We start from the raw sequence: 12,189 nt of genomic DNA, 5'->3' as shown, positions 1-12,189 counted from the left end.
AAAGCAATATTTTTCATATTAACTATTAAAGTTTATATTTAATTAATCGGCAGTGTACCGGTCGTCAATCAATAATAAGTTGATATTTCTCTAAGAAATCTTCCTACTTAAGCTCTGCATATCATTTTCTGCGTTGTTACATTAAAATTTTCTTCCCATGTGTAAGTTAAGAGAACAGATGCGGTTAAGCAAAAGTACTCAAAGACTAAATATCAACCAGCTAATGGTGCACGACCAGTGTACTGAAAGTTCTGTAAAATATGATTGACTCTGTATCCTTTTCCTTTCACCACAAAAGGGGTATAGAGTAAATTTTATAGAAAAATTGGCACACTCTGCCTGTTTGTGCTCTGGACTGCTATCCAAGTAGAATAAAGAAATAGAATAAGAATTATTTAGATAATTCCTCTCCTATCTCTTCGGCTCCTTCTTCAAGTTCCTGCTTTTGCTGGGGGTCGAACATAAGTAAGAGGGCTTGAAACTCGCCTATATGCGTTTTTTCTTCCTTTGCAATGTCCAGAAGGATGGTTTTTATATCTGGATTCTTAGTAAGGTTTGCCATTTGTTCATATAGGTTTATGGCATCAAGCTCGGCTATGATCCCGGCTCTGAGAATTTCTTTATCAAGGTCTTCTGCAGATATACTTTTAAGGTCGATCGGTATTTGAGATATATATTACTTACTCCTTCTTTTTAATATGTATATAAAAGAATATATATTTATCTAAACTTAATAACTATTTTAGTTTATCAAGCTTTTATTTCAGTCGAACACGCTGTAGCTTGCTGCTGGGTGAGCCAGCGCAATTATGGAGCTCACCCAAAACCAATTTTTTCACAGCAACAAGAGTTCCAGAATCATTTTCCTAATCAGAAGATCGACTAATGATTTTTGAATTCTGAAGTTAGTGATATTGAGTTTTGGGATCAGCTCATGATTTAAATACTGAATTTTTCAGTCTGAAAGTTCAAGCATCTTATCTGTATCTTCACAAGCAACTTCTCTGGGTTTCATATACCTTTGAAGAAACAAAGGTTTTCTTCCTGTTATTATTCATTGTAGGCAATAAATATTCATTTTGTAGATACATTTGAGTCTTAAAATTATCACTAAGGACCCACAGCGAAATAACTTAGGCACATTTTGATACTGTACTTAATTAGTTTCATAAGCAGCTCCATCGATTTTGTTCCAAAATAATTATGTGTTACCTAAGTTATTTCGTAACGACCCCTTATGTACTGCCCAAAATACAATTAAATAGTAATGGAAAATATGGGCTTTGCACCTAGTACCATTTTTATCCGACTTTAGGTGCAAAACGTACTTTAGGTGCAAAGCCGAAAATATGGGATCATTTAAAACCTGAATTTGACAGATGCATACATATTATAATTTATAACCTTAATTCCGATGAGTTAGGATGTAATTATTGAATATGGGCCTCATATTCAATATCAAGAGACATATTGCAATTCATTTGTTTCAAAATGATGTATTCCCTATTAGGGAATGTAAATAACAAACCAAAGTTTTCCATATTAGAGGCTATTGATATTGGAAATTTATTAATTGGAATTACTTATTCCCTATAAATGGGCCTCATACTTCTGTTTCCTTCCTACAATTCTAAGTTCTATCTTGTGTTTTTTGATCTTTAATCTTTTTTTGAACTTTACAGATATTTCAGTCTTGGGGGTGAGTTATTGGAAATCGTAACCACAAGAATCTCTTTACATTTTTCAAAATGTGGGCGATTTTTGATGGAAATTGTCTGGTTTTTCAGATTAAATCAATAAAACTTAAAAAACGGATATACCTGAGTTTGAAAAGGCACTGTGCTTTTACAATCCAGGACCTCAAGTTTCTGGTTTCTTAGTTCAACTACATAAGAGTCCTATGAATATTTGCGAATTGACAGTTCTAATTTAGTTTCACGAGTAACTGAACTCTACGTCATGATTCTATGAAGAATTAGATCAATCCTATATTTTGCAGTTGTACACAAATATAAAATTTTACTGATCTTCCCAATGTCATCCGAAGGTGAGACTACTTTTAGGAATGATTCAAATATAATGTCAAGGATTTTTGTTACCATGAATGATTATTTAGGGAAATGAAACTCTAGAGCAATTCCCGAACTTAAAATTTGAAGTTATATGTTTATTATTCCTTAGCTACTGATGTCTTGGGTAATAAATGGTATTTTTGTGGATTTCTGCGAAAAGTAGAATCGATAACCGGAACTATATGCATTTTTTATACTTTTCCCTTCAATTGTTTATGTTTTTATATGGCAATTTGTTAATTGTCATTCATGATTATTAGTTTCATGCGTAACTATTATATACATCATAAATCTATTATGTCTTAAATCAGTTTCATATGTAACTATCACACATATATATTTAATTTACACAAATCACTCCGATTCATAATAAGTGAAGGATATAATTATGGAAGACCCAAGAGAAATATGCGGCCCGATAGCCCACATTTACCGAAGCCACCTGGCCTATATGGCAAAGGAACTTGAAGCTTACCGGGTCGGAAGCGGACAATTTGAGTTTTTATTTGTTTTATACCACAGAGATGGTGTCTCCCAGGAGTCCCTTGCAAAAATCCTGGCAGTGAGCAAAGCAACAAGTACCAGAGCGATCCAGAGCCTGGAAAAAGAAGGTTATTTGTACAGGCAAAGGGACGAAAATGATCATCGAGCTTACAGGGTTTACTTGACCGAAAAAGGGAAGGAAATGAGAGGTGTGATTCTTGAAAAGTTGAATTCCTTTGTCGATACTCTCCTTTCGGATTTCACACCTGAAGAAAAAACAATTTTCAGGCTACTCATCCATAAAGCTTCGATTAAACTTTTTGATCCTGGGTTCGAGCCTCCATCTTACGGTCGGATGACATGAAATAAAAAATGACGGAGACGAAAAATTTGGATGAAAAAAGTGAATTTCTGGGTACGGAGAATATAAGGAAGCTCCTGTTTAAGCTTTCAACTCCTGTGATCATCGGAATGCTGGTGCAGGCTTTCTATAATGTTGTGGACACCTTTTTTGTGGGACTGGTCTATGGAGCAGATAGTGTCCAGGCCATAGGCGGACTTTCAATATCTTTTCCAATCCAGATGATAATTATGGCTTTTGGAATCGTTCTCGGAACAGGGGGTTCTTCCATTATCTCGCGTGCCCTTGGAGCACGAGAGAATGAAAAAGCCGAGAGAGTTCTTGGGAATGTTTTTTCCCTGAGTTTAATTTTAAGTGTACTTATATCCGTTCCCTGTCTTCTTTATCTTGACCCGATTTTGAAAGTTTTCGGAGCAACTGCTGGAATCCTGCCCTATGCCAGAGAATATCTTGAAGTTATAATTGCAGGAGGAATTTTCTTTGTCTTTGGAGTAGCTGTTCAGAATATTGTCAGGGCTGAAGGAAACGCACGCCTTGCAATGAATGCTATGCTTGTAGGAGGCGGCCTCAATATTCTCCTTGACCCGCTTTTTATGTTTGGTTTCGGAATGGGTGTGCGGGGAGCTGCAATTGCAACCGTACTGTCACAAGCCGTAGCTTCGGTCTGGCTCCTGCTATATTATCTTAAAGGAAAAGGGGCTGTTCCTTTCAGGTCAGAAACCTTGAAACCAGATCCGGAAATAATTAAGGAAATTGGAGCCATTGGCACTGGATCTTTTGTGATGGAATGCTCGAGCAGTGTCATGATGATTTTCGTGTACAATGCACTTGCAATTTATGGGGGAGATGTCGCAATTGCCGTTTTTGGTGTAGTAATGAAGATTAATTCCTTCATATTCCTGCCACTCCTGGGTATGGGTTTTGGCCTGCAACCGATTGTCGGGTTTAACTACGGAGCAAAAAGGTATGGAAGGATAGCCGAAGCTGTAAAATTGTCTCTGGTAGCGGCAACTACTTTTGGGCTTCTTGGCATGCTTATAATTTACCTTTTCACAGAACAAATTCTAGGATTATTCAGTACAGACCCGCAATATCTGGAGCTTGGGAAAAATGCTATAATGATTATTGTTCTTGGAACGCCTTTGATAGGTTTGAATGTAGTCACATCAACCTTGTTCCAGGCCTTAGGAAAAGCCAAACCCGCTTTCCTTCTTTCCATTAGTCGACAGCTCCTTTTCCTGATCCCCGCTATCATCATCCTTCCCCGTTTATATGATCTTCCTGGGGTTTGGGTAGCTTTTCCGGTATCGGACTTTCTGGCATTTATGCTTTCCGGGTTTTTGCTTTTCAGGGTATATAGGATTTTCAAAGAACGTAAAGAGGCTTCAAAAATAGGTGCAGGATCAGAAATCGCAGATAATATGTCTCATATCTGAATTTTCATAACCCACATTAAAAAACGGTTAAAGGAAACGATGGAAACTATGAACAGAGAGGCAGTGTGCCTATTTTTCTGTAAAATTTACTCTATACCCCTTACTCTTTATTTTTGATTACTGTTCCATTACTATATACTTGTTTCCTGTGATCCAGTATTGAGACTACGAGTCTCAATACTGAGTCCTTGTTGGGAAATGCACTACTACCTTACTTCTTCTTTTAAGCTCCTTGTTAGTCCTCTCCATCATATTTGTTGTTCTTATTTTTTTCCAGTGTTTTTCTGGAAACTGCGTATAGTTCATAATATCATACTGAAAACTTTCAAGAGTATCAGCTGCACTTTTATACCCCATACTATCCAGTTCCCTAATCAGGTCATTTAACTTCTGACGGTCTCCTAACTCTTCTTTTATCTTCTCAGCCACTTCTTTCTGCCTCTTTTTTGGCACCTTCTTGAGAACTTGTCTTGTCAGATGTACATGACACATCTGCCAGCTTGATCCAATAAAGGATTCCCTAACTGCCTTCTGTATTCCTTTATGACCATCAGAAACGATTAACTTGACACCTCTTAACCCTCTTTCTTTCAGATCATCAAAGAGATCTTCCCAGAACATAGAAGCTTCACTGTCTGCCAATCTTGTTCCAAGAATCTCTCGGTAACCGTCATCCCTGATCCCAGCAACTACAAAGAGAGCTTTGTTTTCATAGTGAAGCCCATCTCTTACCTTGAAATAAGTCGCATCAATAAGCAGGTAAGGTATTTCGTGTTCTATTCTCTTTGAGAGGAACTCTTCAACCTTCTCATCCAGTTCTTTGGTAATTCTGGAAACACAAGAGGCTGAGATTCCTCCTACTCCTAAAGCAGTCATGATCTTTTCCACCCTTCGTGTGGAAACACCCTGAAGGTAAGATTCCGCTATAGCGGTTAAGATAGCCTTTTCAACTCTCGAATACTTCTCAAAAACCTGGGTTTCAAACGGAAACTCACGGAATTGAGGCTTTAACAATTCAAGTTTTCCATGCTTGGTCAGGAGAGTTCGGGGTTTGTAGCCATTTCTACTGGCTTTACGTGAATTAGTCCGCTCATAACGTTGTGCACCAGCTTGGAGGAGGGCTTCCTCCTCCATTGCAAGGTTTAAAAACCAAGTAATTAACTGGCGAATTCCATCTTCCTGATCGACAAGATAATCTTTTATGAGTGAGAATAAATTAACCATTGACGCTGCATCCTGTTTTTTTGTGGTGAAAAGAAAAGGATACAGAGTCAATCATATTTTACAGAACTTTCGGTACACTGCCAACAGAGAGAAGAATGAACTCAAATTCCTTAAAAATATTCAGCTCATCGACGACTAACTTTTTAGAGGCTGTATATGACACTTACTGAAATAATCGAGTCTTTTAAAACGAAGTTGGATCCCTCAAAAATTATGAATTCGCTCGGAAAAGCTGCGAGTTTCAACGATGAATCTGAGAATGATTCAGAGGGGAATGATTCAAGGGAGGATCTAAAAATCAATCCATACAATAATTCCGGAAATGATTCTGCTAAAAGTTCTAACGCCATAAGGATTTCTAAAAATGGAGAAGATCCTCTTATCAAACTTACCGATGTCTGGAAAATTTACCAGATGGGAGAAGTTGAATTTGCAGCCCTTAAGGGAATAAACCTGGAAATCTACGAGGGGGAGTTTCTGGTTGTTCTCGGGCCCAGCGGAAGTGGGAAAAGTACACTTATGAACCTGCTCGGCTGCCTGGATATACCATCTAAAGGTAAGGTTTGCCTGAATTCAAAAGACATATCTGAACTTGATGAATCAGAGCTTGCACTCATCAGAGGACAGATGATAGGATTTATTTTCCAGAGTTTCAACCTTATTCCCACTCTAAGTACGGAAGAAAATGTGCTCTTACCCCTGGAATTCCAGGAAGAGGGCAGGCAAATAGCCCGACAAAAAGCAGCATACCTGCTTGATATTGTCGGACTTACGGACAAGAAAAAGAACCTTCCTTCTCAGCTTTCAGGTGGGCAGAGGCAGAGAGTTGCAATTGCTCGTTCTCTTGCCGTTAACCCGCCTATAATCCTGGCAGACGAACCTACAGGAAACCTGGATACCAAGACTGGGGACTATATCCTGGGGTTTCTGGACGGGCTGCACGAAAGAGAAGGAAAGACAATCATTATTGTGACCCATGATCTTGACATTGTAAAGTATGCAACAAGAGTTGTGTACATCAGAGATGGGGAGATCGAAAAAATCGAAAAACGAACAAAAAATGAACCTTAGGGATTAAAATGAAAAAGTTCTCTTTGCTAACACTTTTACTGCTGTTTTCAGCATTCATATGCCTGGGAGCCGGGACAGCGCTTGGCTCAAACGGAAACATAAATTCCGCATCCTTGGATGTAAATCTAACTAATCAGAATCCTGATTATGCTCGTCCTGGAGAAACTGTTGAACTCACTGTCAGCGTGCAGAATGTAGGAAACGCTGACCTCAAAGACATAACTGTTACAGTCAATCCGGAATACCCTTTCAGTAAGGTTTCAGGAGAAAATCTTGTAAAAGAGATCTCCTACCTGAATGCACGGCAGGATGATGACGATGCAGCGGTTCTTAAATTCAGATTCATGACGGATTCAAATGCGTCTGCAGGAACATATGATATAGATATCACTACCACTGCAAAAGAAAGCGGAGCCTCATCAAATACAATTACTACTACAAAAACGATCCAGCTAGAAGTAAAGGGTAAAGAATACGCTCAGGTCGTAACCATAAGCAAAGCGAATATTGATATTGCAAAAGAAGAGCCTTTGGACCTTATCATAACGAATACCGGAACTTCCCCTATCAAAAATCTGGTAGTCTCCTGGAAAGATCCGAAAGGGGTAATTCTGCCGGTATACTCTGACAACACAAAGTACATCAAATATCTGGAAGCTGGGGACTCTGTAACCGTATCTTACTCCATCATGGCAGATGTAAACGCAGATCCTGGTCTATACACGCTGGATATGGATCTTAGTTATGAAGACTATGAATCCAACGAACAAAGTATCAATACCACGGCAGGGCTTTTCGTAGGTGGAGAGACTGATTTTGATGTTTCCTTTTCCGAAAGCGATGCAGGCGAGATTTCCCTATCAGTTGCAAACGTAGGCAACAATATGGCATATTCGGTGAAAGTATCGGTCCCGGACCAGGATGATTACAAGGTGTCGGGAAGTTCTTCAACGATTGTGGGAAATCTTGAGAAAGGAGACTATACAATTGCTTCTTTCAACGTTGCGAGCTCACAGGCTGCAGGAGGTAGTCCCGAAGCATCACCGGATAATACAAAATCCAGTGATAAAGGAGAAAATGCAACTTCCGCTTCAATGGATACAAATCCACTGAAAGTCCAGATTGAATATACGGATGCAAAAGGAGAAAGAATAACAGTTGATAAGGAAGTAAAACTCGAAATGACCTCCGGAAATATGACTGCACAGGGATCAGGAGGCCAAAGCAGCAGCAGTGGTATCGGTTCATACTTACTCTACATTGTGTTAATAGTGCTTGCAGGAGGGGTATTCGTTTACCGGAAGAAAATACAGGAAAAAATCCAGGCAAGGAGAATAGAAAAATCCGGTAATAAAAAGCCTGAAGACCCCCAGGCCTGAGAAGAGCAGCATCAATATAGAACGGAAGGATGCAAGATGAGAAACTCAACCTACCTGAAAATGGGTCTGAACATGCTTCTGCATAGTAAACTCCGAAGCTGGCTGACCATTATCGGGATAGTTATAGGAGTCGGATCTGTAATTGGCATTATATCTTTAGGGGATGCCATGCAAGCGAGCATACAGAGCGAGTTAGCCGATTTGGACCTGACGATAATAACAATAAGTCCGGGGTATACCCAGGCATCATCTAACATGCCTGGACCACCCGGAATGGGAGGTTCATCAACAGATTCTGAATTGACGGATGATGACATTGACGCACTTCAAGGCCTGGATAGTGTACAGTATATAGCCGGAGAAATTTCCGGCAGGGAGGAGGTAAAATATACAGGAGAAACTGCAACTCTCTCAATTACAGGTGTGGATCCCCAGGTCTGGAAGTACATGACTACGCTGGAAACACAATCCGGAAGATTACTTGAACCAGCTGATAAGTATGTTGCAGTCATAGGAAGCGGCATAGCCAGTGAAACTTATGACCATGACATTGGAGTCAACCAGGTAATAACAGTAAACAACAAATCAGTGCGAGTTGTCGGAATCCTTACAGAAGAAGGCATGGGGGATGACTCAAATATCTACATGCCAATCGATGGAGCAGTAGACCTTATTGAGGACGCACAAGAAGATGTTTATGATAGTATTACGGTAAAAGCCAAGAGTGAAGATCAGGTGGATGGACTGACGGAAGACATCGAAAAAAGGCTTATGGTCTCAAGGCACATTATCCAGGGAGATGACAGGGACTTTTCCTTAACAGCCTCAAAATCTATGGCTGAGTCTATCACCGAAATGATGAGTTCAATGACTCTTTTCCTCGGAGCCATCGCAGCCGTGTCCCTGCTTGTAGGAGCCGTCGGGATTGCTAATACCATGTTTACCTCTGTTCTTGAAAAGACAAAGGAAATAGGGACTATGAAAGCCATTGGAGCAAAAAATAGGGATATCCTTATGATTTTCCTTTTTAACTCCGCAATGGTAGGTCTTGTTGGTGGTATTCTTGGAGTTATTCTGGGATCCTTTGTTTCATCTGGTCTTCAGGCGATGATGGGAAGCGATATGACTGGAGGGGGCAGTGGAGTAAGAATTTCTCTAATGCTTGAAGGACTTGCTCTTGCAGTCATGATAGGAGTTATCTCTGGAGTTGTCCCTGCGTACAGGGCTTCGAAATTAAAGCCAGTGGATGCACTGAGATACGAATAAATGGATCTCGAGAAGTTAGCCGGGTAGAATTCAATTGAGAGAACGGAATTATACTCAGTGCACAAAAAATAGACTTTAAATTTACAGCAAGTTCTCGACCTTGCCTAAAACAATATGTTACCTGTCGGAATAAAGCTCGGTTCTCCTATCCTCAAAAACAGGAATAGCCTTTCGGACTTCGTCTTTTTCGGACAGGTCAAGGTCGCAGACAATAACACATTCCTTGTCGCCTGCATCAGTCTTTACCTTCCCCCATGCATCGATAATCATTGAGTTTCCGAAGTAAGTGCAGTCAGGAGCAGAGCCTGTGCGGTTACAGGCAATATGCGGGATCTGGTTTTCGATTGCTCTTGCCTTTGTAAGGGTTTTCCAGTGTTCGGATCTGGGATTGGGAAAAGCTGCTGTCGTTACAAGGAGATCGGAACCGGAAAGGGCAAGTTTTCGTGCGACCTCGGGGAAGCGGAGTTCGTAACAGATCTCAAGGCCAATTTTCAGATTTTGCTTTTTAAGGGAAATGGGTTCAATTGAGTTACCCCTGGAAAAGTACTGATTCTCGTTCTTAAATGGGTGAGTTTTTCGATAAGTGCCTGCAAGAGTTCCTGACTCGAAACAGAAGCCGAGATTATGATAATGAGTGGAATTATTATAGTGAGTTGAAACCCCGGCGTCAGAAACTTCTTTTTCCAAAACAGTTTTTTCGATTATGGAGCCTATGAGAACACAGTCATTGGCTTCGGAAAAACACCCCAGGTTCTCAAGGATCGGGGAAGGAAGGTTTTCTGCCACATGGTCGAAGTTTTCATAGCAAAAGCCTGTGGAAAAAACCTCGGGAAAAACAATAATTTCGGCTCCTTTTATCAAGGCTTCAAGAGCCATAGAGAGGGCGTTTTCAAGGTTTTCCTGTTTATTGCAGTGCAACACATCCATCTGGACACAGGCAACTTTCATTTTCGAACCACCAGCGAACTATAATCAAACGGTTTGATTCCTGTTTACGTAAAGTTTCAGATTTAAAAATGAAACCTTTTTCAGGGGAGCAGGGTAGTTTGCTTGCTTTTTGCTACCAGGCCCTCAAGGTCAACCCTGTGTTTAATCAGCCCTGCAAGCACTTCGTTCGCAAGCCTGGCTATCTCTTCCCTATTTTCCCGTATTTCGTATGCAGGGTCATCTGGAGGGATCTCAACCTTTGTGATATCGGCTCTCGCTTTCTTCAGGTATGCATCCGGTGCCTCACAGACTATGCCGGGTTTTTCCAGGTACTGGTCAAGATGTTTTTGAGTTATTCCTATAAGCTTTAACTCTCGGCGAAAGCAGGGCCTTTCAAACAGCCTTGAGACTACATATACCCCGACAGGAATCCGCATGTCAAGGTCGATTTTAAGGAGCTGCGTTCTGAATATAGAATAAATGTCTTCCGAGTACGAAAGTTCCGGAGACCTGAGTTCCTTGCCTTTTTCGGATAATGGCTCTTTTATTTTTTCAGGTAAAGCATAAATTTTGGAGGGAGGGACTTCGATTTCGTCCAGTATTTTTAGGTCCCTGAGTGCCCTGAGATAGCCGGTAAGGATCAGCCTGTGCTCTTCTATGCCTCCGGCTTTCAGTTCCCGGGAAAGCCCGCTGATCGAGAGCTGCCTGCCCTCAAGTAGTTCCAGAAGTTTTAAGTTGAGCTTCTCTTCCATCTATACCGACATCACGTTTTGTTGCTGTTGGTTGATTCTTCAGGCCTCAGGCCAGAAAGAACGTCATTTCTGCCAGGACAATTGGACAAACAGGCCCTTCTTTTTCAGCAAATTTTGAAAAAGACATGATTATTCTCTGTCCTGAGAGAGGTAAGCAAGAAAATTGCAGGAAGTAATACACGATGTAATTGTCCTGCATAATATAAAGCTTATGAGAGAACTTGTGAAAGAGTTGGGGTCATAAAAATTAGAACGCAACTGATAACTTTAAATTAAAGGAATTTTTCAAACTTTCTTATATTCATTATTTCCTAAATAAATAGGAATTGAGCTTCTTTCCAGCAAAATTGAAGGGCAACACTTAAAAATGATAATTGCCATCTGGATTAAGCTTCAATTTATTATTTCACAAGGATGTAAAGATGATTACGAAATTAATTCCCAGGAAAGTATTTTTTACAAGTGGAGTTGGTACACACCCCGAACATCTTGAATCATTTGAAGTTGCACTCCGAGATGCAGGCATTGAGAAATTTAATCTTGTCACTGTAAGTTCTATCCTGCCTCCCAATTGTGAGATAGTATCCAGAGAGGAAGGTTTAAAAGAATTGAATCCTGGGGAGATTGTATTTTGCGTGATGTCGAGAATTTCTTCCAATGAACCACGAAGGACGCTAAGCACATCGGTGGGATGCGCACTCCCTCAAATTTCAGATAAACACGGCTACATCTCTGAGTTTCACGTTTTTGGAGAAACTGAACAAGACGTAGGGGAACATGCAGCGAAACTTGCCAGAAACATGTATACCACCTGGGCAAATGAAGCGCCTCTCAGGACCTTCAGCGTTCCGAGGTCCTCTTTCGTAGACGAGCAAGGAAACTGGATGACCGTGGTATCTGCAGCAGTTTTTGTAATCTGAATCTTTAACAGGTAATCTCACATTTATTTCCGAGATTATCTACGGACATTACTTTGAGGATATTAAAACTGATCTTTATCTGTCAATTTCATATTCTTTACTTTCTGGTTCAACCCCCCTGAACCCGGCGAATTATTTTCTCTCTGGAATAATTTATCTTTGTCAAATCCTCCAGTGAAAGGGTCCACATATATTGATATTTAATAAAAATTATATAATCATTTAGAGCGCTATTTGCGTTTCTTATCGCCTGTTGCCGAATGCCGCAGCATCAGGAGTTACAGGCAAAACTATCATT

Annotated in this window: 9 protein-coding genes and 1 pseudogene; 6 read left to right on the top strand and 4 right to left on the bottom strand. The window is 40.3% G+C overall.

Going from position 1 to position 12,189, the window contains the following annotated elements:
* Positions 1 to 391 precede the first annotated feature (391 nt).
* Positions 392 to 673, bottom strand: coding sequence for a ferritin family protein (locus RG963_RS02835; RefSeq protein WP_310574797.1), 282 nt, complete (start codon positions 671 to 673; stop codon positions 392 to 394).
* A gap of 1,787 nt (positions 674 to 2,460) precedes the next feature.
* Between RG963_RS02835 and RG963_RS02830 the strand changes: the two genes are divergently transcribed.
* Both RG963_RS02830 and RG963_RS02825 read left to right on the top strand, forming a co-directional pair.
* Positions 2,461 to 2,919, top strand: a complete 459-nt coding sequence (locus tag RG963_RS02830) for a MarR family winged helix-turn-helix transcriptional regulator (RefSeq protein ID WP_310574764.1) — start codon at positions 2,461 to 2,463, stop codon at positions 2,917 to 2,919.
* A 26-nt stretch (positions 2,920 to 2,945) separates the two neighbouring features.
* Positions 2,946 to 4,352, top strand: a complete 1,407-nt coding sequence (locus tag RG963_RS02825; protein ID WP_310574763.1) for an MATE family efflux transporter — start codon at positions 2,946 to 2,948, stop codon at positions 4,350 to 4,352.
* A 117-nt stretch (positions 4,353 to 4,469) separates the two neighbouring features.
* On the opposite strand, the pseudogene RG963_RS02820 reads toward RG963_RS02825, so the two are convergent.
* Positions 4,470 to 5,627: pseudogene (locus RG963_RS02820) on the bottom strand (IS256 family transposase).
* Positions 5,628 to 5,732: 105 nt separating this feature from the next.
* On the opposite strand from RG963_RS02820, the gene RG963_RS02815 reads away from it, so the two are divergent.
* The 3 genes from RG963_RS02815 to RG963_RS02805 are packed head-to-tail and all read left to right on the top strand — an operon-like array spanning position 5,733 to position 9,292.
* Complete coding sequence (locus RG963_RS02815) at positions 5,733 to 6,647, top strand: ABC transporter ATP-binding protein (RefSeq protein WP_310574762.1); 915 nt, start codon at positions 5,733 to 5,735, stop codon at positions 6,645 to 6,647.
* An 8-nt stretch (positions 6,648 to 6,655) separates the two neighbouring features.
* Entirely contained in the window at positions 6,656 to 8,026 is a 1,371-nt protein-coding gene (locus tag RG963_RS02810; RefSeq protein ID WP_310574761.1) for a COG1361 S-layer family protein, read from the top strand.
* A gap of 36 nt (positions 8,027 to 8,062) precedes the next feature.
* The gene (locus RG963_RS02805; RefSeq protein WP_310574760.1) at positions 8,063 to 9,292 is read left to right on the top strand and encodes an ABC transporter permease; all 1,230 of its coding nucleotides are present in this window, start codon (positions 8,063 to 8,065) and stop codon (positions 9,290 to 9,292) included.
* Between the two features lie 117 nt (positions 9,293 to 9,409).
* Here the strand turns inward: RG963_RS02805 and RG963_RS02800 are convergent, their stop codons facing one another.
* On the bottom strand, positions 9,410 to 10,240 hold the full coding sequence (locus tag RG963_RS02800) for a carbon-nitrogen family hydrolase (protein WP_310574759.1): 831 nt from the start codon (positions 10,238 to 10,240) through the stop codon (positions 9,410 to 9,412).
* A gap of 80 nt (positions 10,241 to 10,320) precedes the next feature.
* Positions 10,321 to 10,971: a hypothetical protein gene (locus tag RG963_RS02795; RefSeq protein WP_310574758.1), complete on the bottom strand. Its 651-nt coding sequence runs from the start codon at positions 10,969 to 10,971 to the stop codon at positions 10,321 to 10,323.
* Between the two features lie 422 nt (positions 10,972 to 11,393).
* Here RG963_RS02795 and RG963_RS02790 point away from each other — a divergent pair, with 422 nt between their 5' ends.
* Complete coding sequence (locus tag RG963_RS02790; RefSeq protein ID WP_310574757.1) at positions 11,394 to 11,891, top strand: pyruvoyl-dependent arginine decarboxylase; 498 nt, start codon at positions 11,394 to 11,396, stop codon at positions 11,889 to 11,891.
* The last annotated feature ends 298 nt before the right edge of the window (positions 11,892 to 12,189 follow it).

Origin of the sequence: Methanosarcina baikalica (assembly GCF_031461075.1) — an archaeon.
GTDB classification, from domain to species: domain Archaea; phylum Halobacteriota; class Methanosarcinia; order Methanosarcinales; family Methanosarcinaceae; genus Methanosarcina; species Methanosarcina baikalica.
This window is presented reverse-complemented; position numbering and strand designations above follow the sequence as displayed.